Origin of the sequence: Mesorhizobium ciceri biovar biserrulae WSM1271, from assembly GCF_000185905.1 — a bacterium.
GTDB lineage: Bacteria > Pseudomonadota > Alphaproteobacteria > Rhizobiales > Rhizobiaceae > Mesorhizobium > Mesorhizobium ciceri.
The window spans coordinates 3,355,127-3,373,733 of record NC_014923.1; the positions used below are offsets into that span (position 1 = coordinate 3,355,127).

General features: G+C 62.5%; 19 protein-coding genes, 1 other RNA gene and 1 pseudogene. 15 read left to right on the forward strand and 6 right to left on the reverse strand.

The window, feature by feature from the left end; all coding sequences use genetic code 11:
* The first annotated feature begins 175 nt into the window (after positions 1-175).
* Together MESCI_RS16160 and MESCI_RS16165 are read left to right on the forward strand one after the other, a co-directional pair.
* Positions 176-1,381, forward strand: coding sequence for a multidrug effflux MFS transporter (locus MESCI_RS16160; protein ID WP_013531018.1), 1,206 nt, complete (start codon positions 176-178; stop codon positions 1,379-1,381).
* A 297-nt stretch (positions 1,382-1,678) separates the two neighbouring features.
* Positions 1,679-3,463 (forward strand): acetolactate synthase 3 large subunit, encoded by a 1,785-nt coding sequence (locus MESCI_RS16165; protein WP_013531019.1) that lies wholly within the window; start codon positions 1,679-1,681, stop codon positions 3,461-3,463.
* A gap of 64 nt (positions 3,464-3,527) precedes the next feature.
* Here the strand turns inward: MESCI_RS16165 and MESCI_RS16170 are convergent.
* Positions 3,528-4,077, reverse strand: a pseudogene (locus MESCI_RS16170) (AAA family ATPase).
* Positions 4,078-4,163: 86 nt separating this feature from the next.
* Positions 4,164-4,523, reverse strand: a transfer-messenger RNA (tmRNA) gene (gene ssrA / locus MESCI_RS16175).
* 168 nt (positions 4,524-4,691) lie between these two features.
* Here ssrA and MESCI_RS16180 point away from each other — a divergent pair.
* A complete protein-coding gene (locus MESCI_RS16180) occupies positions 4,692-5,003 on the forward strand; it encodes a DUF2853 family protein (RefSeq protein WP_013531020.1) in 312 nt (103 codons plus the stop codon).
* A gap of 160 nt (positions 5,004-5,163) precedes the next feature.
* Positions 5,164-5,958, forward strand: a complete 795-nt coding sequence (locus tag MESCI_RS16185) for a thymidylate synthase (RefSeq protein WP_013531021.1) — start codon at positions 5,164-5,166, stop codon at positions 5,956-5,958.
* Positions 5,959-5,969: 11 nt separating this feature from the next.
* Here the strand turns inward: MESCI_RS16185 and MESCI_RS16190 are convergent, their stop codons facing one another.
* Positions 5,970-6,179: a TOBE domain-containing protein gene (locus MESCI_RS16190; protein WP_013531022.1), complete on the reverse strand. Its 210-nt coding sequence runs from the start codon at positions 6,177-6,179 to the stop codon at positions 5,970-5,972.
* Positions 6,180-6,341: 162 nt separating this feature from the next.
* Between MESCI_RS16190 and modA the strand changes: the two genes are divergently transcribed.
* The 4 genes from modA (at position 6,342) to MESCI_RS16210 (ending at position 9,387) form a co-directional block, all read left to right on the forward strand.
* Complete coding sequence (gene modA, locus MESCI_RS16195; RefSeq protein ID WP_013531023.1) at positions 6,342-7,136, forward strand: molybdate ABC transporter substrate-binding protein; 795 nt, start codon at positions 6,342-6,344, stop codon at positions 7,134-7,136.
* 15 nt (positions 7,137-7,151) lie between these two features.
* Positions 7,152-7,856 carry a molybdate ABC transporter permease subunit gene (gene modB / locus MESCI_RS16200; protein WP_013531024.1) on the forward strand — a complete coding sequence of 235 codons (705 nt, stop codon included), beginning with the start codon at positions 7,152-7,154 and terminating at the stop codon, positions 7,854-7,856.
* Positions 7,853-8,965, forward strand: coding sequence for a molybdenum ABC transporter ATP-binding protein (gene modC, locus MESCI_RS16205; RefSeq protein ID WP_013531025.1), 1,113 nt, complete (start codon positions 7,853-7,855; stop codon positions 8,963-8,965). The genes modB and modC overlap by 4 nt, the downstream gene beginning before the upstream one ends.
* Positions 8,966-9,045: 80 nt before the next feature.
* Positions 9,046-9,387 carry a winged helix-turn-helix domain-containing protein gene (locus tag MESCI_RS16210; protein WP_013531026.1) on the forward strand — a complete coding sequence of 114 codons (342 nt, stop codon included), beginning with the start codon at positions 9,046-9,048 and terminating at the stop codon, positions 9,385-9,387.
* Between the two features lie 126 nt (positions 9,388-9,513).
* Here the strand turns inward: MESCI_RS16210 and cobF are convergent, their stop codons facing one another.
* A complete protein-coding gene (cobF, locus tag MESCI_RS16215) occupies positions 9,514-10,290 on the reverse strand; it encodes a precorrin-6A synthase (deacetylating) (RefSeq protein ID WP_013531027.1) in 777 nt (258 codons plus the stop codon).
* A gap of 179 nt (positions 10,291-10,469) precedes the next feature.
* On the opposite strand from cobF, the gene MESCI_RS16220 reads away from it, so the two are divergent.
* The 6 genes from MESCI_RS16220 to MESCI_RS16245 all read left to right on the forward strand — a co-directional run bounded on the left by MESCI_RS16220 (position 10,470) and on the right by MESCI_RS16245 (position 16,082).
* Positions 10,470-11,471, forward strand: a complete 1,002-nt coding sequence (locus MESCI_RS16220; RefSeq protein ID WP_013531028.1) for a DUF4424 domain-containing protein — start codon at positions 10,470-10,472, stop codon at positions 11,469-11,471.
* On the forward strand, positions 11,471-11,989 hold the full coding sequence (locus MESCI_RS16225) for a dihydrofolate reductase (protein ID WP_013531029.1): 519 nt from the start codon (positions 11,471-11,473) through the stop codon (positions 11,987-11,989). Before MESCI_RS16220 ends, MESCI_RS16225 begins: the two co-directional genes overlap by 1 nt.
* A 169-nt stretch (positions 11,990-12,158) precedes the next feature.
* Positions 12,159-13,277, forward strand: coding sequence for an FtsH protease activity modulator HflK (hflK, locus tag MESCI_RS16230; protein ID WP_013531030.1), 1,119 nt, complete (start codon positions 12,159-12,161; stop codon positions 13,275-13,277).
* Positions 13,277-14,245, forward strand: coding sequence for a protease modulator HflC (gene hflC / locus MESCI_RS16235; protein WP_013531031.1), 969 nt, complete (start codon positions 13,277-13,279; stop codon positions 14,243-14,245). Before hflK ends, hflC begins: the two co-directional genes overlap by 1 nt.
* A 6-nt stretch (positions 14,246-14,251) precedes the next feature.
* Complete coding sequence (locus MESCI_RS16240) at positions 14,252-14,440, forward strand: DUF2065 domain-containing protein (protein WP_013531032.1); 189 nt, start codon at positions 14,252-14,254, stop codon at positions 14,438-14,440.
* Positions 14,441-14,567: 127 nt separating this feature from the next.
* Positions 14,568-16,082: a DegQ family serine endoprotease gene (locus tag MESCI_RS16245; protein WP_013531033.1), complete on the forward strand. Its 1,515-nt coding sequence runs from the start codon at positions 14,568-14,570 to the stop codon at positions 16,080-16,082.
* 43 nt (positions 16,083-16,125) lie between these two features.
* Here MESCI_RS16245 and MESCI_RS16250 read toward each other — a convergent pair whose 3' ends face one another.
* Positions 16,126-16,698, reverse strand: coding sequence for a GNAT family N-acetyltransferase (locus tag MESCI_RS16250; RefSeq protein ID WP_013531034.1), 573 nt, complete (start codon positions 16,696-16,698; stop codon positions 16,126-16,128).
* Positions 16,695-17,582 (reverse strand): phosphoserine phosphatase SerB, encoded by an 888-nt coding sequence (gene serB, locus MESCI_RS16255; protein ID WP_013531035.1) that lies wholly within the window; start codon positions 17,580-17,582, stop codon positions 16,695-16,697. Before serB ends, MESCI_RS16250 begins: the two co-directional genes overlap by 4 nt.
* On the opposite strand from serB, the gene miaA reads away from it, so the two are divergent.
* Positions 17,572-18,540, forward strand: coding sequence for a tRNA (adenosine(37)-N6)-dimethylallyltransferase MiaA (miaA, locus tag MESCI_RS16260; protein ID WP_013531036.1), 969 nt, complete (start codon positions 17,572-17,574; stop codon positions 18,538-18,540). The genes serB and miaA overlap by 11 nt on opposite strands.
* The last annotated feature ends 67 nt before the right edge of the window (positions 18,541-18,607 follow it).

Below are 18,607 nucleotides of genomic sequence, written 5' to 3' on the forward strand. Positions count from 1 at the left end.
GAGGCGATTGACGATTTAGACAAGAGTGTCTAAATTTGTGGACACAAGATAAAGAGATTTCGCATGAGAGAGACGAACAGAACTCGCTCTCGAGGTGTCGGAATCTCACGGGATGGAACGTCCTAGGTTAGACGTCGCCTGGCGGCGGCAACCAGATTTGAAAGAAGCCTCTATCATGAGTCCCAAATTCCTCCGCATCGCGGTCGTGCTCGGCTTGTTGTCCGCCATCGGCCCGTTCGCCATCGACATGTATCTGCCCGCGCTGCCGTCGATCGGCGCCGATCTGCATGCCGGCACCGCTGCCGTGCAGATGAGCCTGTTGATCTTCTTCCTGTCGATGGGCTTTGGCCAGATCGTCGTCGGGCCGATCTCCGACATGGTCGGCCGCAAGCTGCCGCTCTACGGCGGCCTTGCGCTGTTCATGGTCGGCGGCATCGGTTCGGCAATGGCGCCGACCATCGAATGGCTGATCGCTTTCCGCTTCCTGCAGGGGCTTGGCGCCAGCGCTGGCATGGCCGTTCCGCGCGCCATCGTGCGCGACCTGCATACCGGCAATGAGGCTGCCAAGCTGATGTCCTTGCTGATGCTGGTATTTTCGGTGTCGCCGATCCTGGCGCCGCTGACCGGCAGCGTGATCATCGAGAATTTCGGCTGGCGTGCCGTGTTCTGGACGGTGACGGGCGCGGCTCTGCTGGCCACCATCCTTCTGGCGACTTCGCTCAAGGAGACGCGGCCGGTGGAAGATCGCGCCGGGTCCTCCTTCGGCACCGCGCTGTCGGCCTACCGCTTCCTGATGGGCGACCGTAACTTCCTCGGCCTGACGGCGATTGCCGGCTTCGGCATTGCCAGCTTCTTCGTCTATCTGTCGAGCTCGTCGTTCATCCTGATCGACCATTACGGCCTGTCGCCTTCGGTCTACAGCGTGTTCTTCTCGATCAACGCGGTCGCCTTCATCGGCATGTCGCAGATGACGGGGCTGCTGGCCGAGCGCTTCGGCCTGCGACGCGTGGTGCGCGTCGCGGTGACCGGCTATGCCACGACGATGGTGGTGCTGTTCGCGGTGATGGCGACGGGCATCGACCGGCTCGACGTGATGGCGGCGCTGCTGTTCGTCGGCTACGGCTTCCTTGGTCTGGTCATTCCGACCACGTCGGTGCTGGCCATGGAAGAGCATGGCGAGATTGCCGGCACGGCGTCAGCGCTGATGGGCACGCTGCATTTCGCCATCGGCGCACTGGCCATGGGTGTTGCCGGCGTGTTCTTCGACGGTACGCCGCTGCCGATGGTGGCCGGCATCACGCTCTGCGCGGTGATTTCCTTCACGCTGGCCAAGGTCACGCTCGGCCGTTCTCGCGAGGCCGTCGAGGCTCCGGCCGAGTAGTAGACTTTCGATGAGAACGAAGGGGCCGGCTCATGCCGGCCTCTTCGCCATTGGGCGCGGACAGTTCCGTCCGAAAGGCGTTGACGACGCCCGGTTTCGGCTGTAGCAGCGATGGTCATGATGATCGCAACGGCTCTCGTGGTGGTAGGAAAGCGCATGGGCAGGATGGTGTAACCATCCGGCGATAGCCACCCATGCGCGGTAAACAGGCTCCTGACGGGGCCTTTTTTTATGCCCGAAATCCGGGCGATGCCCCGTCAATCATCCTCATCACGCAATACACCACGGATCAGAACCATGACGGGCGAGAACCCTATTCAAACCGCGAGCAAGCGCATGACAGGCGCGGAGATCGTTCTCCACGCACTCAGAGACAATGGCGTAGAGCATGTCTTCGGCTATCCTGGCGCCGCCTTGCTGCCGATCTACGACGAGATATTCCAACAGGATGACATCAAGCATATCCTCGTGCGCCATGAGCAAGGTGCGGGCCATGCCGCCGAAGGCTATGCACGGTCTACGGGCAAGGTCGGCGTCATGCTCGTCACATCCGGTCCAGGCACGACAAATGCGGTAACGCCACTGCAGGATGCGCTTATGGATTCGGTGCCGATCGTCTGCCTGACAGGACAGGTGCCGACAACGCTGATCGGCTCCGATGCCTTTCAGGAATGCGACACGGTCGGCATTACGCGGCCCTGCACCAAGCACAATTCGTTGGTCAAGGACGTCAACGAACTGGCGTCAACGATCCACAGGGCTTTTCACATCGCCAAGTCCGGACGACCGGGACCTGTCCTCGTCGACATGCCAAAGGACGTCCTGTTTGCCACCGGCGTGTACACGCCGCCCTCGGATGCTGCTGCACTGAAGAGCTGTCGGCCGACGGTGGAGAGCGACATCAACGAGATCGGCAAGGCGATAGAGTTGATGGCCAATGCCCGTCGTCCAGTCATTTATACCGGCGGTGGCATCGTCAATTCCGGCATGGAGGCATCGAGACTGCTGCGGGAGCTTGTCGAACTGACTGATTTCCCGATCACTTCGACCCTCATGGGGCTTGGCGCATATCCGGCATCCGGCAAGAACTGGCTGAAAATGGTCGGCCTGCACGGATCGTACGAGGCGAACATGGCCATGCATGAGTGCGACGTTATGCTCTGCATCGGCGCCCGCTTTGACGATCGCGTGACTTCGCGCGTGGAGGCTTTTTCACCGAACTCAAGGAAGATCCATGTCGATATCGATCCCTCCTCGATCAACAAGACCGTCCGTGCCGACGTCGGCATCCAGGGCGATGCCGGCAAGGTGGTGGACAGCCTGGTTCGCTCATGGCGTGCGCTGCCGCAAAACCCTGACAGAAGACGCATCGACGAATGGTGGAAAAAGATCGCGCGCTGGCGCGGGCGCAACTCCTTCTCTTACGAAATGAGCAACGAGGTGATCATGCCGCAATACGCGGTCGAGCGTCTCTACGCGCTGACGAAGGATCGCGACACCTACATTACGACCGAAGTTGGCCAGCATCAGATATGGGCGGCCCAGTTCTACGGTTTCGAAAAGCCGCGTCGCTGGATGACGTCGGGCGGCCTTGGTACGATGGGTTATGGCTTGCCGGCGGCATTGGGCGTGCAGATCGCGCACCCGGAAAGCCTCGTCATCGATATTGCCGGCGACGCATCTGTCCAGATGACGATGAAAGAGATGTCGGCGGCGGTTCAGTACAATGCGCCTATCAAGATATTCATCTTGAACAACTCTTACATGGGCATGGTTCGCCAGTGGCAGCAAATGCTTCACGGAAACCGGCTTGCGCATTCCTATTCCGAAACTTTGCCCGATTTCGTCAAACTGGCTGAAGCGTTCGGTGCGGTCGGCATACGTTGTGAGAAGCCGGCCGACCTCGATGATGCGATTCAGGAAATGATCGATGTAAACCGGCCGGTGCTCTTCGACTGCCGTGTTGCCGAACTCGCCAATTGCCTTCCGATGATCCGGACGGGCAGAGCCCATAATGAGATGCTCTTGCCCGGCGAGACCTTCGCCAGTGCAACCGATGAGATCGGCCAGGGACTGGTATAGACCCCAGAGCGGGATGCATTCGAATTGAATCGTGCATCCCGCTCGATTGCGTCCGACTTCAAGGCTACAGCCCGGTTTGCGCCAGCACGAAGCGCAGCCGCGCCTCGACGGGGGCCAGCGGCAACGGAACCATCTCGTAGCCCAGTTCCGTATAGACGCCGACCAGCGCATGGTGGGTACGCTCGGCCTCGTCGAGCGTCTGCCTGCGCTCTTTGTCCTGCGAAGATCTCCGGCCAAAGCGGGGCGACGAAGACGCGCCGATGATAGCGGAAGCGCTCTGCGGCAGCGTTGATGTGTTCGGGTATCGGCAGGCCGCTCAGCCTGAGATAGCCGAGCGTGTCCGGAACGCCGCGATCGAAAAAAACAGGACGCCCAGTCTGTTCTTGCGCAATTTGATACGAGCGCATCTCCCATGACAGCATCAACTCGGCGAACAGGGCGCGATCGTGCCAAGGCAAAGCGGGTCCGCCAATGGCGGACTGGTCGCGGATAATGCCACGCCCGGCTTCGACCGAGGCGGCAAAGCCTGCCCGGCGCAGGGCTTCGATCAAGGTGGTCTTGCCGGAGCCGGGACCGCCGGTCAGCACAAAAAAGCGATCGGAATCGTTTTGCATGTTTTGTCCATGGCGAGGGAGCACGCGGCAGGGCGCGTTCGCGGCGGAACTGCCGTCGCGCATGCTGGATATCGGAGGAGGGGAGAAGTGGAGGTTTCTGTTGCCAGGTACCTCCGAACCCCGCCTAGAAGTGCGAACCTCTAGGGCTTGATTTGAAGCTATCGCACCGCTTACGCGGCGAGACGTGCTTCCGCATAGTTGTCATTTGCAACTACAGGTTTAGCCCGATGACGGTGGTACCATGCCGGGCAAAAGTACGATCTTTACACCTTCGTCGATCCTATTTCGCCCCCAGCAAAAACCGCTCTGTCGTCAACAGCGGCTTTTGGTGGAGGCGCCGGGTACCGCCCCCGGGTCCGAACGGCTTATTTCATCGCCCATTTATCGCCATAGTCGGTCAAGCCGACAAACCGAATATAGGGGGCGATCGCAGGAAATGAAAGGCCGCAATGGCACTTTGTCCCCGTGTCAAAACCGCAAGTCCGAAGGGTTGACTTGAGCGCGGTCTCAACCGAAGCTTTGCCACGGTGAGGAGTTATCGACATAGCGCACAAGTTGCAGCAGCGCCACAGCCCTCATCGATCGGATCCGTGGCGCCGACGAGGGGAATTTTGATGGCCGACTATCTTGCAGACGTGAAGAAATACGATGCCTCGGCGAGTGCCGACGTGGTCGACAAAATCGTGAAGCATCTTGGCATTGCGCTTCGGAACCGCGATTCCTCGCTGGTGTCTTGCACCGATCCGAAGGAACTGGAGCGCGTCAAGGCTGGCTGGGTTGCCAAGAAGCTCGGCATATCGGACGACAGCAAGGCCGACGCTTCGATCGAGAAGGTCTGCAAGGCGATGGCCGCCGACAACACCAAGAACCGGGTTACCTTCTACTACCTGGTTGCCAAGGACCTGGGTAAACTCGGCTCCCTCTGACGGCCGCGCTTCAATTCGCCGGGCTGGCGCGGTCCATGCGCCAGCCGGTGATGTTGTTGGGGACTGACTGGCTTCGGGCATGGCTTGCGCGCTGCTTTGTGGTGTTCGATCGCCCGTCTGTCAGTTATGATGGCTGGACAACCGAATCGAGCCGGAACCGATGCGCCAGTATCTCGACCTCCTGCAGCACGTGCTGGACAACGGCGCCGACCGCGGCGACCGCACCGGCACCGGAACGCGCTCCGTCTTCGGCTACCAGATGCGTTTCGACCTGGCGCGCGGCTTTCCCGTCACCACAACCAAGAAGCTGCATCTCAAGTCGATCATCCATGAGCTTCTGTGGTTCCTGGCCGGCGACACCAACATCAAATATCTCACCGACCATGGCGTCTCGATCTGGGACGAATGGGCCGACGAGAATGGCGATCTCGGCCCGGTCTACGGCAAGCAGTGGCGTTCCTGGCCGGACGGCCATGGCGGCTCGATCGACCAGATCGCGAATCTTCTCAAGGAGATACGCAGAAATCCTCAATCGCGGCGGCTGATTGTTTCGGCATGGAACCCAGCCGAGGTGGAAGCGATGGCGCTGCCGCCCTGCCACTGCCTGTTCCAGTTCTATGTTTCGCAAGGGCGGCTTTCCTGCCAACTCTACCAGCGTTCCGCCGATATCTTCCTTGGCGTGCCGTTCAACATCGCGTCCTATGCCCTGCTGACCTTGATGGTGGCGCAGGTGACAGGGCTGAAACCCGGCGATTTCGTCCACACACTTGGCGATGCGCACCTCTACTCGAACCATTTCGAGCAAGCACGCGAACAGCTGCGGCGCACGCCGAGGACGCTGCCGACGATGTGGATCAATCCGGAGGTGAAGGACCTCTTCGCCTTCCGCTTCGAGGATTTCCGGCTGGAAAACTACGTCGCCGACGCGTCGATCAAGGCGCCGATCGCGGTCTAAGGCCGCAAATTTCAGTCGATGCCGACCATCACGTCCGAGGCTTTGATCACGGCATAGGCCTGCTTGCCCTTTTCGAGCTTGAGATCGGCGACGGCCTCGTTGGTGATCGAGGCGGTGACGATGGCGCCGCCGCCAATGTCGATCCTGACATGCGAGGTGGTGGCTCCCTTGACGATCTCGGCGATCGTTCCCTTGAGGACGTTGCGGGCGCTGATCTTCATCGGAGTTTCCTTTCCAAGGTTTCTTTTCCCGGTCTTACCCAGAACAATTGGTGTCGTACAGACGCTTTCATGAGGCGCCGGGTCTTCCCTTGTTATATTCATACGGATATATCGGTCAGCAGGCTTCGAGCCGGCCGGATTTCAAACCAGGGAGAGTTTTCCATGACGCGCAAAGGTTTTGGATCTAGGGCGATCGCCATTGGCGGTTTGGCTGCGGCGCTGATGGCAGTCGTGCCGGCAGCGCATGCGGAAGACAAGGTGGTGGTGTTTGCCGCAGCCAGCCTCAAGGACGCGCTCGACGCGGTGAACAAGGCCTGCGAGGCCGATGTCGGCGAGGCGGCGACTGTCTCCTATGCCGCGAGCTCGGCGCTGGCCAAGCAGATCGAGGGCGGGGCGCCTGCCGACGTCTTCATCTCGGCCGATCTCGACTGGATGAAATATCTCTCCGACAAGAAGCTGACCAAGCCGGACACCGAAGTGAAGCTGCTCGGCAATCAGATCGTGCTGGTGGCGCCGAAGGACTCGGCGGTCGACACCAGGATCGAGAAGGGTTTCGACCTCGCCAAGCTGATCGGCGACGGCAAGCTCGCCATGGGCGATTTCAAGGCGGTGCCGGCCGGCAAATACGGCAAGGCCGCGCTTGAATCGCTCGGCGTCTGGTCCTCGGTCGAGGGCAAGGTGGCGCAGGCCGAAAACGTGCGCGCGGCGCTGAAACTGGTTTCGACGGGCGAAGCCGCCCTTGGCATGGTCTATGCCACCGACGCGCATGCCGAAAAGGGCGTCAAGGTGATCGGCACCTTCCCGGAGGATTCGCATCCGCCGATCATCTATCCGGTTGCCCAGACCGCCGATTCGAAGGACAAGGATACGCCGGCTTTCCTGAAATGCCTGCAGTCGGCCAAGGCGGCCGCGCTGTTCAAGGATCAGGGATTTACCGTGCTCGCGCCGAGCAACTGAGTTCCAAGGGGCACTATGAACTGGCTGCTGGACCTCACTCCCGACGAATGGAATGCGGTCCGGCTGTCCATCAAGGTGGCAACGGTGGCGATGCTCGCCAGCCTGCCGCCGGGCATCTTGATCGCGCTGCTGCTTGCCCGGGGACAATTCTGGGGCAAGACCGTTGTCAACGGGCTGGTGCATCTGCCGCTGATCCTGCCGCCGGTGGTGACCGGCTATCTGCTGCTGCTCACCTTCGGCCGGCGCGGCCCGGCCGGTGCCTTCCTGGCGGAGCATTTCGGCATTGTCTTCTCCTTCCGCTGGACGGGTGCGGCGCTGGCTTGCGGCGTCATGGGCTTTCCCCTGATGGTGCGGGCGATTCGGCTGTCGATCGAGGCGGTGGACCGTAGGATGGAAGCGGCGGCGGGAACGCTCGGCGCCAATCCGCTCTGGGTGTTTGCCACCATCACGCTGCCGTTGATCCTGCCCGGGCTGATCGCCGGCGCCATCCTGGCCTTCGCCAAGGCGATGGGCGAGTTCGGCGCCACCATCACCTTCGTTTCCAACATTCCCAATGAGACGCAGACATTGCCGTCGGCGATCTACACCTTCACGCAGGTGCCGGGTGGCGATGAAGGGGCGCTCCGCCTGACGCTGATTTCCATTGTCATCTCCATGGCAGCACTTGTGGCTTCGGAGGTGCTGGCGCGGCGTGTCGGCCGGCGGCTGGACATCGAATGAGCGTTCTCGTCGACATCAGCCATCGGCAGGGCGGTTTCGCCATCGGCGCCCGCTTCGAAAGCGCCGGGCGGCTGACGGCGCTGTTCGGAGCGTCGGGGTCGGGCAAGACGACGCTGATCGGCATGATTGCCGGCCTGATCCGGCCCGACAAGGGACGCATCGAGGTTGACGGCCGTGTGCTGGTCGATACCGGTGCCGGCATTTTCGTGCCGAAGCACAAGCGCCGCATCGGCATGGTGTTCCAGGACGCAAGGCTGTTTCCGCATTTGAGCGTTGCCGGCAATCTTCGCTACGGCCGCTGGTTCACGCCGCCGGCGGAGCGCTACGCCGATATCGATGCCGTCGTCGACCTGCTCGGCATCGGGCCGCTCATGAACAGGCGGCCGGCAAAGCTCTCGGGTGGCGAGAAACAGCGTGTGGCGATCGGCCGGGCATTGCTTGCCAGCCCCAGACTGCTGCTCATGGACGAACCGCTGGCCTCGCTCGACGAGGCGCGCAAGGCTGAAATCCTGCCCTATGTCGAAAGGCTCCGCGACGAGATCAAAATCCCGATCGTCTATGTCAGTCATTCGGTCGCCGAAGTGGCGCGGCTGGCCAGCGACGTGGTGATGCTGGCGCAGGGCAATGTCGTTGCCAGCGGGCCGACCGAGGCGGTGATGCAAAGGCTCGACCTGTTGCCGGCGGAGGAGCGCGGTGAGGGCGGCGCCGTGCTGGACACCAAGGTGCTGCATCACGACGAGAATTTCGGCATGACCGTGCTCGGCTCGGCTGCGGGCGAGCTCCGGGTGCCACAGCTGGCGATGAAGACAGGTACGCCGGTGCGCATCCGTATCCGCGCACGCGATGTGATGATCGCCACCGAAAAGCCGAGGGGTCTCAGCGCGCTCAACATCCTGCCGGGAACCATTACCGCGATGAGCCCTGGCGAGGGACCGGCGGTCGAGGTCGGTATCGACTGCAATGGCGTAACCGTGCTTGCCCGCATCACCGAACAGTCGCGGCAGGCGCTGAAGCTTCATCTTGGCGGCAAGGTTTTCGCGGTGATCAAGACGGTGAGCTTCGATCGGGCGAACACCGGCGCCGGCCTGCCCGCCGAGACGGGTGGATGATCCCGCTATGTCTTTTTGGAATAGCGGTTTAGCCAGGGAGCTTCTAGTATGACGTTGGGATGTGACCGCGGAGAGCAAAGATGCCGTCGCTGAGCTTGCGGATAAATCTCGATCCCGACGGGCGCGTCGGGCCGGGCAAGATCGAACTCCTGGAACAGATCGCCGCCTTCGGCTCCATCTCGGCCGCCGCGCGCGGCATGGAGATGTCCTATAAGCACGCCTGGGACCTGGTCGAGGACATGAACCGGGTATTCGGCAAGCCGCTGGTGGCGGCACAGACCGGCGGCCGCAAGGGCGGCGGCGCACAGTTGACGGCGGTCGGCCTGGCAGTGGTCAGCCGCTTCCGCGCCATCGAGCGCGCGGCGGCGGCCGCGGCAGCGACGCATATGGAGGCGTTGCAGGCGGAGATTGAGGCTGGGTGAGGGAGTAGGGCAGTAGGGCAGTAGGGCAGTAGGGCAGTAGGGCAGTAGGGCGGCATTCGCGTGCTGTCTTCCAACACAAAACGTCATTCACCTACTGCCCTACTGCCTTACTCCCCTATTGCCTTCCTATTCGGGCTTGCGCAGCAAATAGCTGTCCATGATCCAGCCCTTCCGCCGACGGGCTTCCTCTCGAACTTTTTCGATCTTTGCGCCGATGTCACCGATTCTGCCGGAGAGAGTGATCTCGTCTTCCGTTCCGAGATAGGCGCCCCAATGGATGACGACATCCTTGTCGGCCAGCGTGTTGAAGGCGCATTTGCCGTCCAGCAGGACGACCGCGCTGCCGGCATTGTCCGGCATGCCTTCTTCGGTCAGGCGGCGGCCGGTGGTAATGAGGACGGAATCACCGATGCGGTTCAGCGCCATCTTGTGGCTGGCGGCAAGTGCCTGGACGGCGGTGATGCCGGGGATGACCTCAAGCTCGAACGCCACATCGCCTCGCAGGCGCACGCGCTCAAGGATGCGCAACGCGCTGTCATAGAGCGAAGGGTCGCCCCAGATCAGGAAGGCGCCGCAGCCGTCGCCTGCAATCTCGTCGCGGATCAGGCCTTCGTAAATGGCGGCGATGGCTTCATGCCAGTCATCGACGGTCGAGCGGTAGGAGGGCGCCGGCCCATCTTCTACCGGGAGGTCGCGCACCGGCACGTCGAATTCGACGCGCCGCGACTTCGGATTGGTGACGAAGCGGTCGCAGATCTGACGGCGCAGTTCGGCCAATTCATTTTTTTTCGCGCCCTTGTCGGGAATGAACAGCACATCCGCCTGGTTCAGGCCTGATATGGCCTGAACGGTCATGTGGTCGGGATTGCCGGCGCCGATGCCGATGACGAGAAGCTTGCGCATGGGCGAACTCCTGCCCGATCGGAACCCGTTAGTCCAGACCGCGCAGGCGCCCAGACCGCGCAGGCGCGTGTCCAGACCGCAGTCCAGCTCCCTTTGGTGCGTCCGCGGATACGGAAGGGCTTTGAACGCCACATTGAAACGGCTAGGGTCCTGCAGGCATTCCAGCCGAGGGGGCTTCCATGTTGCGATATGTTCTGACCGCCGTGCTGGCCTTGTCGTCCGCACCCGCTTTCGCCAATGATTCGGTTGCCGAACTTGGCACCGGCGGCCTGATCCTGTCGCGCAGCGATGCCGTGGCGATGCAAAGCGAGGACCTTTTCATCTCGCCGGAAAAGGTCACGGTCGACTATGTCTTCCACAACAACACCGATCAGGATGTCCAGGCCATCGTCGCCTTCCCGATGCCCGACATATCGGGCAATCCCGAAGAAATCCCGGCGATTCCTGAAAATCAGAGCGATAATTTCCTCGGTTTCGAGGTGACGATCGACGGTGTCGCCGCAAAGCCGCAGCTCGAGCAGAAGGTGTTGGCGCTCGGCATCGACATCAGCGCTGAGCTGAAGGCGCAAAACGTGCCGTTCTATCCTTTCGGCGATGCGGCGAAGGCGGCGCTGGCGAAGCTGCCGCAAGCGGTTGTCGATGACTGGGTCAACCGCGGCATCATCATCGAGGACACCGGCAGCGACGGCACCGAGACGAGCAAGGTCTACACCCCGTTCTGGCAATTGCGTTCGACCTACTGGTGGGGCTCGACCTTTCCGGCCAACAAGGACGTCCATGTTTCCCACCACTACAGGCCGAGCGTCGGCGGCACGTCTTCGGTCAGCTTCTTCTACGACGGCAAATTCCAGGGTCAGTATGCGGCCTACAAGACCCGGTATTGCATGGACGGCACATTCGAAAATGCGGTGCGCAAGGCGGCCAAGGACGACCCTGACGGCTACCCCAAATATTTCGAGAGCCGCATCGCCTATATCCTGACCACCGGCGGCAACTGGGCTACGGGCACGATCGGCAAGTTCAAGCTGACGATCGACAAGGGCAATCCGAAAGCCCTGGTCTCGTTCTGCGGCGACAATGTCAAAAAGACCGGACCGACGACATTCGAGATGACGGCGGATGATTTCTACCCCGAGCGCGACATCGACATCCTGATCCTCGAGCCGACGGACGAAAATTGATGCATGTCGCAATCTACGTTGCCATTGCCGAGAACGGCGTGATCGGGCGGGACGGCGGGCTCCCGTGGCGGCTCTCCACCGATCTCAAGCGCTTCAAGGCCGATACGATGGGCAAGCCTATCATCATGGGCCGCAAGACCTATGAGGGCATCGGTCGGCCGCTGCCGGGCAGGTTGAACATCGTCGTGACCCGCGACGAGACCTGGCGCGCCGAGGGCGTCGAGGTGGCACATTCGCTCGAAGCCGCGATCCAGCTGGCGACGGTGCGCGGGCGCGGCATGGCCGATGTCGACGAGGTGTGCGTCATCGGCGGCGGCGAAATCTATGCCCAGGCCATGCTGCTGGCCGACCGGCTGCACGTCACCCATGTGCTGGCAGCGGTCGACGGCGACGCGCATTTCCCGCCGATCGATCCCGATTCCTGGCGCATTGTCAGCTCGCAGGACGTCCCAGCCGGGGAAAAGGACAGCCACCCGACGCGCTATTCGGTTTACGAGCGGCGTCGCGAGAGACATTGAACGAAAAAAGAGCCATTGAAGGAAGACAAAGGGTCGCGACTGGACCAAATCGGACGAAGTCGGAAGCGCATCGCGTTGAAAGCGCCCCGTGGCGTGCCTATAGAAGAACAATACTGGATTTTGCGCCGTAATGCCGGCGCTTGAGGGAATTCCAAGCGAAAGGACATTCATGCCCTGGAACGACAAAAGCGGCGGTGGCGGCGGCCCATGGGGTGGCGGCGGCAACAATCAGGGACCCTGGGGGCAGGGTCCAAAAGGACCGAGCGGGCCGCAGGGCTCGCCTCCCGATCTAGAAGACATCATCCGCCGCGGCCAGGACCGGCTGCGGCGCGCTCTTCCGGGCGGCGGCGGCGCGAGCCCGGCTATCTTCGCGCTGATCGCGGCTGCACTTGTGGTGCTGTGGGCGTTCAAGGCGGTTTACACCGTGCAGCCCGATGAGGTCGCGGTCGAACTGCGCTTCGGCAAGCCGAAGACCGAACTGTCGCAGCCTGGCCTGCATTTCCATTGGTGGCCGCTCGAAACCGTCGAGACGGCCAAGATTTCCGAGCAGCTCGTCGATATCGGCGGCGGCGGCGCGACAAGTGGCAATACGTCCGGGCTGATGCTTACCGGCGACCAGAACATCGTCAACGTCCAGTTCTCCGTGGCCTATCAGGTCTCCGACCCGCGCGCGTATCTGTTCGATGTGTCCGATCCCGACGGCATGCTGCGGCAGGTTGCCGAAAGCGCCATGCGTGAAGCCGTCGGCCGCCGGCCGGCGCAGGACATCTTCCGCGACGACCGCCAGGGCATTGCCGCCTCGGTGCGTGAGATCATCCAGACGACGCTGGACGGCTACAAGGCCGGTCTCAACGTCAACGCCGTCTCGATCGAGGATGCGGCACCGCCACGCGAAGTGGCCGATGCGTTCGACGAGGTGCAGCGCGCCGAGCAGGACGAGGACAAGTTCGTCGAGCAGGCCAACCAGTACTCCAACCAGAAGCTCGGGCAGGCGCGCGGCGAGGCCGCACAGATCCGCGAAGACGCGGCCGCCTACAAGAACCGGGTCGTGCAGGAAGCCGAGGGTGAGGCGCAGCGCTTCATCTCGGTCTATGACGAATATGCCAAGGCGCCCGATGTAACGCGCAAGCGCCTCTACCTGGAAACCATGGAGAAGGTTCTGAAGGATTCGAGCAAGGTCATCGTCGAGCAGGGCAACGGGCAAGGGGTCGTTCCCTATCTGCCGCTGCCGGCATTGCAGCCGAAAGCGCCGGCACCGGCCGCCCCCGTTACGGGAGGTAACCAGTGATGGCCAACCGTCTTCCCATCATCGTCGTCGCAGCAGCGGTTATCCTGTTCCTGCTCTATTCGTCGGTCTTCGTGGTCAATGCGCGCCAGCAGGCGCTGGTGCTCAGGTTCGGTGAGATTGTCGACGTCAAGAGCGAACCCGGCATCTACTTCAAGGCGCCGTTCTCGTTCTTCGACGCCGACACCGTGCAGCTGATCGAGAACCGGGTGCTGCGCTTCGATCTCGACAACATTCGCGTCCAGGTCTCGGGCGGCAAGTTCTATGAGGTCGATGCCTTCATCGCCTATCGCATCTCGGATCCGCGGGTCTTCCGCGCCGCGGTGTCCGGTCAGATCGAATTGGCCGAGGCCCGGCTCAGGACGCGTCTCGACGCTGCCTTGCGCCGTGTCTATGGTCTGCGTGATTTCGAGGCAGCACTCTCCGAAGAGCGCGGCGTGATGATGCGCGAAGTCCGCGACCAGCTCAGGCCCGATGCCACATCGCTCGGCCTGCAGATCGAGGATGTCCGCATTCGCCGCACCGATCTCACGGCCGAAGTCTCGCAGCAGACCTTCGACCGCATGAAGGCGGAACGCCTGGCGGAAGCTGCCCGGCTGAGGGCGCGCGGCAATGAGGCGGCACAGCGCATCACCGCCCGCGCCGATCGCGAAGTGGTCGAGATCGTCGCCGAAGCCCAAAAAGAGTCGGAAATCCTGCGCGGCGAGGGCGAGGCCCAGCGCAGCGCCACCTTCGCGGGAGCCTATCAGCGCGATCCGGCTTTCTTCGACTTCTACCGGTCGATGAATGCCTATGGCACGGCGCTGGACAACACCGGAACGACGATGGTGCTGTCGCCGAACTCGGAGTTCTTCCGCTTCTTCCGCAATCCCGACGGCAGCGAGGGACCGGCAAAGCCGGCTTCGCCTGCGCCAAACGCTCCGGCGACGGCACCCGCCGCGCCGGCGGCACAGCCCAGCACCGGCCAGTAGCGGCCGGTGCAGGATTTTCTTGCCGCCATGGGCCTCGTCCTCGTCATAGAGGGTCTGGTCTATGGCGGCTTTCCCGGCCTGGCCAGGAAGCTTGCCACCGAAGTGCTGTCGCTGCCCGAGAACGCGCTGCGGATTGCCGGGCTGGCGGCGATCGCGATCGGCGTCGGCATCGTCTGGCTGGTACGAGGCGCATGAGGGCGGCGATGATTTATCCTCTGCCGATAGTCATAGCCGCAAACGTGCCGTATTTTTTGCCAACATGGCGTGACGCGGCGTTTTCGTCGAAGCGCTTTTCTTTTCAAGAATACCGGGAGGCTTCTCGATGACATCCAATACAATTTTGCGCGCGGCGCGGCGGACATTCATCGCCGGCGCGGCGGCACTTCTTGTCAGCGCCGTCGCTGTCCCGTCCTTCACGGCGCCGACATTTGCCGCCGATGGGCCCGCTTCGGTCGCCGATCTGGCGCAAGGCCTGCTCGGCGCGGTGGTCAACATATCGACCTCGCAGACGGTCAAGGGTACCGAAGGCCCGGGCGCGGTGCCGATGCCGCAATTGCCCGAGGGTTCGCCCTTCCAGGATTTCTTCGACGATTTCTTCAAGAACCGTGGCGGTGACAAGGACAACGGCTCGCAGAAGGTGCAGTCGCTGGGCTCCGGCTTCGTCATCGATGCCGAGCAAGGCATCGTCGTCACCAACAACCATGTCATTGCCGATGCCGACGACATCGAGGTCAATTTCTCCGATGGCGTCACCTTGAAGGCGACGCTGGTCGGCACCGACACCAAGACCGATGTCGCCGTGCTCAAGGTCGATCCGAAAGGCCACAAGCTGACGGCGGTAAAGTTCGGCGATTCCACCAAGATGCGCGTCGGCGACTGGGTGATGGCGATCGGCAATCCGTTCGGCCTCGGCGGCACGGTGACGGTCGGCATCGTCTCTGCCCGCAACCGCGACATCAATTCCGGCCCCTATGACGACTTCATCCAGACCGATGCCGCGATCAACCGCGGCAATTCCGGCGGACCGCTGTTCAACAGCGCGGGCGAAGTCATCGGCATCAACACGGCGATCATCTCGCCATCCGGCGGCTCGATCGGCATCGGCTTCTCCATCCCGTCGCAGCTCGCGTCCGGTGTCGTCGACCAGTTGCGCCAGTTCGGCGAGACGCGGCGCGGCTGGCTCGGCGTGCGCATCCAGCCGGTGACCGACGACATCGCCGAAAGCCTCGGCATGGCGACCGCAAAGGGTGCGCTGGTTGCCGGCGTGATCAAGGGCGGCCCGGTCGACAATGGCACGATCCAGGCCGGCGACGTCATCATCAAGTTCGACGGCAAGGATATTCATGAGATGCGCGACCTGCCACGTGTCGTCGCCGAAAGCCCTGTCGGCAAGGCGGTCGACGTGCTGATCGTGCGCAAGGGCGTTGAACAGACGGTGAAAGTGACCCTCGGCCGGCTCGAGGATGGCGAGAAGGCCGCCAACGCCGAGGAGGGCAACACCGATCAGGACAAGGGCGACAAGGCTCCGGCCGTTTCCACTGCTTCGGTGCTCGGCATGACGGTCGGCGAACTGAACGACGAGACACGCAAGAAGTTCAGCATTGCGGCCGATGTTTCGGGCGTCGTCATCACCGACGTCACCAAGGACTCGGCCGCCGCCGAACGCGGCATCCAGCCCGGCGAGGTGATCACCGAGATCGCACAGGAATCGGTTGCTACCCCCAAGGACGTCATGGACCGGATCGGCGCCTTGAAGGAACAGGGGCGCAAGAATGCGTTGCTGATGCTGGCCTCGAAGACCGGCGAGCTCAGGTTCGTGACGATCAGGATGGACTGAGGTCCGGAAGATCGACAACACGACAACACTGAAAAAAGGGCGGCTAGCGAGCTGCCCTTTTTCTTGCCTGCCAGTCCTGGCGCGACAGTCTGTAGAGGACATGCCGTTTGAGATGCGGATGGCTGTCGGGAATGCTGGGGTGGTCGAAATCGCCGGACGGATCCGCGCTCATGCCGAGGCGTTGCATGACGGCGGTGGAGCGGCGGTTGGCCGCGACGGCGAATGACACGATTTCATCGAGGCCAAGTGTCTCGAAGCCGTAGGCCAGCCACGCTTCGGCTGCCTCGGTGACATAGCCTTTGCCCCAGAACTCAGGTGCCAGCCGCCAGCCGATCTCGATGGTGCCGGCTGGCAGGGATGGCACATGATCGGTGTCGAGGAGACCGATGAAGCCGATGCATTCACCGGTGGCGGTGATCTCGGCGGCAGCAAAACCGTATCCGTCCTTCGTGGTCCAGGCCCGGAGCTCGTCCATCTTGGCATCCGCCTGGGCGCGGTCACGGCGGAATGGAAAGAACTCCATCACCCGGTCGTCGGAGTTGATGCGGTGGAACAGGTCGCGGTCGCGATCCTCCCAGTTGCGCAGGATCAGGCGCTCGGTACGCATTGGTTTCATTGCACAAAGTCCTCCTGCCTGTAGCCCTGCATATAGAGCAGCGCGGTCAGGTCGCCATGATCGATGCGGACCTTGGCCTGTGCCGCCACCGTCGGCTTGGCGTGAAGCGCGACACCGGTACCGGCAAGGCGGATCATGTCGAGATCATTGGCGCCGTCACCGACGGCAATGGCGTCGGCGGGCGTCAGGCCGAGGCGCGCTGAAATTTCGATCAACGCGTCGGCCTTGGCGGCGCGGCCGAGGATAGGTTCGCCGACCAGGCCGGTGAAGCGCCCGTCCTGCTCGAGCAGGCGATTGGCGCGGTTCTCCTGGAAGCCGAGCATTGCGGCGATTCGCGTCGTGAAGACCTCGAACCCGCCAGACACGAGTGCCGTCCAGGCACCGTTGGCGCGCATGGTCCGGACCAGAACACGGCCGCCCGAGGCCAGCGTCAGGCGATTGGCGACGATGCGATCGACCACGGCGGCGTCGAGGCCCTTCAGCAACGCCACCCGCTCGCGCAAAGCCGGTTCGAAGGCGATCTCGCCATTCATGGATCGCGCGGTAATCGTGGCAACATGATCCTTGACGCCGATCTCGTCGGCCAGCTCGTCGATGCATTCCTGGTCGATCATGGTCGAATCCATGTCGGCGATCAGGATTTTCTTGCGGCGGGTTTCTGCCTCTTGGACGATCACGTCGACCGCCTCGCTGGCGAGTGCCGTGCGCAAGACGGCACTCGCAGCGGCCGCGTCGGCTGCCTCAGGCAGGACGAGATCGCAGGCGATACCTTCGGCCAGCCAGACAACAGCGCTTGCGCCGACCGACCGTGAGGCCATATTCGCAAGCGACAGCGACAAAGCGTGCTCAGTGGGACGGGAAACAAGCGTGGCGATGAGCGGCATGGAACATTCCGGCGGGCAGGCGGGCAAGGGCCGCGTGAAGAACGCGATCCTGATAGCCGGGCCGACCGCCAGCGGCAAGTCGGCGCTTGCGCTCGATCTGGCCGAGCGCAGGGGTGGCGTGATCGTCAATACGGATTCCATGCAGGGCTATTCGGTGCTCGACGTGCTGACTGCCCGGCCGGAGGCGGCCGACCTCGCCCGCGCACCGCATTTCCTCTACGGCCATGTCCATCCGGCGACACCCTATTCCACCGGCGCCTGGCTGCGCGACGTGATGAAACTGATCGACGACGGCACATTCTCCGAACGGACAGCGATTTTTGTCGGCGGCACCGGGCTCTATTTTCGCGCATTGGCCGAGGGCATTTCGGAAATGCCCGACATTCCGCAACGGGTCCGCGACCGTTGGCGCTACGAATTGAAGGAGCAGGGCGCCGTCAAGCTGCACAGCCTGCTGCTGCGCGAGGATTCGGCGGCCGCCATGATGCTCAAGCCAACCGACAGCCAGCGCATCGTGCGGGCATTGGAGGTTCTCGATGCGTCTGGCCGTTCGATCCTGGAATGGCAGGCAGAGCGCGGCCAGCCGCTCATCGACAGGCAAAGCGCGCATTTCCTGGTGATCGAGCCGGATCGGGCGGCGTTGGTCGGACGCATCGACAAACGCTTCGACCAAATGCTGGACAAGGGCGCGCTGGACGAGGTCAAGCGGCTTGCGGCACTTGGCCTCGATCCCGAATTGCCGGCGATGAAAGCGATCGGCGTTCGCGAACTGCAGGCGGCGATGGCCGGAGGGATTGGCTTTCCCGAGGCAATCGAACGCGCCAAGATCGCGACCAGGCAATATTCCAAGCGGCAAACCACCTGGTTCAGGCATCAATTGGGGCCGGAATGGCTGAGGTTGCACCCCGGTGATGATCTGGAAACCACGATCTCAGCGCTTGCTTCCGATGCAACCTGAAAAGTTTACCTGCAAGGAAAGGTTCCCGTTGTGGTTGTCCAAATTAACCCTCCGTAAGCCCGCCCAT

Bases quoted from the DNA above. Each gene is read 5' to 3' on its own strand.
- MESCI_RS16220 (WP_013531028.1), top strand. From the start codon at position 10,470: ATGTTGCGATATGTTCTGACCGCCGTGCTGGCCTTGTCGTCCGCACCC.
- MESCI_RS16190 (WP_013531022.1), bottom strand. From the start codon at position 6,179: ATGAAGATCAGCGCCCGCAACGTCCTCAAGGGAACGATCGCCGAGATC.
- hflK (WP_013531030.1), top strand. From the start codon at position 12,159: ATGCCCTGGAACGACAAAAGCGGCGGTGGCGGCGGCCCATGGGGTGGC.
- miaA (WP_013531036.1), top strand. From the start codon at position 17,572: ATGAGCGGCATGGAACATTCCGGCGGGCAGGCGGGCAAGGGCCGCGTG.
- MESCI_RS16250 (WP_013531034.1), bottom strand. From the start codon at position 16,698: ATGAAACCAATGCGTACCGAGCGCCTGATCCTGCGCAACTGGGAGGAT.
- MESCI_RS16165 (WP_013531019.1), top strand. From the start codon at position 1,679: ATGACGGGCGAGAACCCTATTCAAACCGCGAGCAAGCGCATGACAGGC.
- MESCI_RS16160 (WP_013531018.1), top strand. From the start codon at position 176: ATGAGTCCCAAATTCCTCCGCATCGCGGTCGTGCTCGGCTTGTTGTCC.
- hflC (WP_013531031.1), top strand. From the start codon at position 13,277: ATGGCCAACCGTCTTCCCATCATCGTCGTCGCAGCAGCGGTTATCCTG.
- serB (WP_013531035.1), bottom strand. From the start codon at position 17,582: ATGCCGCTCATCGCCACGCTTGTTTCCCGTCCCACTGAGCACGCTTTG.
- modC (WP_013531025.1), top strand. From the start codon at position 7,853: ATGAGCGTTCTCGTCGACATCAGCCATCGGCAGGGCGGTTTCGCCATC.
- MESCI_RS16185 (WP_013531021.1), top strand. From the start codon at position 5,164: ATGCGCCAGTATCTCGACCTCCTGCAGCACGTGCTGGACAACGGCGCC.
- MESCI_RS16245 (WP_013531033.1), top strand. From the start codon at position 14,568: ATGACATCCAATACAATTTTGCGCGCGGCGCGGCGGACATTCATCGCC.
- MESCI_RS16210 (WP_013531026.1), top strand. From the start codon at position 9,046: ATGCCGTCGCTGAGCTTGCGGATAAATCTCGATCCCGACGGGCGCGTC.
- modA (WP_013531023.1), top strand. From the start codon at position 6,342: ATGACGCGCAAAGGTTTTGGATCTAGGGCGATCGCCATTGGCGGTTTG.
- cobF (WP_013531027.1), bottom strand. From the start codon at position 10,290: ATGCGCAAGCTTCTCGTCATCGGCATCGGCGCCGGCAATCCCGACCAC.
- MESCI_RS16180 (WP_013531020.1), top strand. From the start codon at position 4,692: ATGGCCGACTATCTTGCAGACGTGAAGAAATACGATGCCTCGGCGAGT.
- modB (WP_013531024.1), top strand. From the start codon at position 7,152: ATGAACTGGCTGCTGGACCTCACTCCCGACGAATGGAATGCGGTCCGG.
- MESCI_RS16225 (WP_013531029.1), top strand. From the start codon at position 11,471: ATGCATGTCGCAATCTACGTTGCCATTGCCGAGAACGGCGTGATCGGG.